Annotated in this window: 1 protein-coding gene; it reads left to right on the plus strand. The window is 38.0% G+C overall.

The annotated features are described in order from the left end of the window. On the plus strand, nt 1-501 hold a 501-nt coding region (locus BN13_RS19010; protein ID WP_157038753.1), incomplete at its 5' end, for a Kunitz-type protease inhibitor. Nucleotides 502-615 lie beyond the last annotated feature (114 nt).

Genomic DNA, 615 nt, shown 5'->3' on the forward strand with positions numbered 1-615 from the left:
TTTTGGGGTGCGTTAGGTGGTGATGTGTACCTAGGTAAGTCCCCAAATTCAGATGCCCCTTGTGCAAATGGCATATTCCGTTACAATTCGGATGTTGGACCTAGCGGTACACCCGTTAGATTCATTGGTTCATCTAGTCATTTTGGACAAGGTATCTTTGAAAATGAACTACTCAACATCCAATTTGCTATTTCAACATCGAAATTGTGTGTTAGTTATACAATTTGGAAAGTGGGAGATTACGATGCATCTCTAGGGACGATGTTGTTGGAGACTGGAGGAACCATAGGTCAAGCAGATAGCAGTTGGTTCAAGATTGTTAAATCATCACAATTTGGTTACAACTTATTGTATTGCCCTGTTACTAGTACAATGAGTTGTCCATTTTCCTCTGATGATCAATTCTGTTTAAAAGTTGGTGTAGTTCACCAAAATGGAAAAAGACGTTTGGCTCTTGTCAAGGACAATCCTCTTGATGTCTCCTTCAAGCAAGTCCAGTAATAACAAATGTCTGCCTGCTAGCTAGACTATATGTTTTAGCAGCTACTATATATGTTATGTTGTAAATTAAAATAAACACCTGCTAAGCTATATCTATATTTTAGCATGGATTTC

The sequence above is a fragment of the Nostocoides jenkinsii Ben 74 genome (assembly GCF_001046875.1).
Taxonomy (GTDB): Bacteria; Actinomycetota; Actinomycetes; order Actinomycetales; family Dermatophilaceae; genus Nostocoides_A; species Nostocoides_A jenkinsii.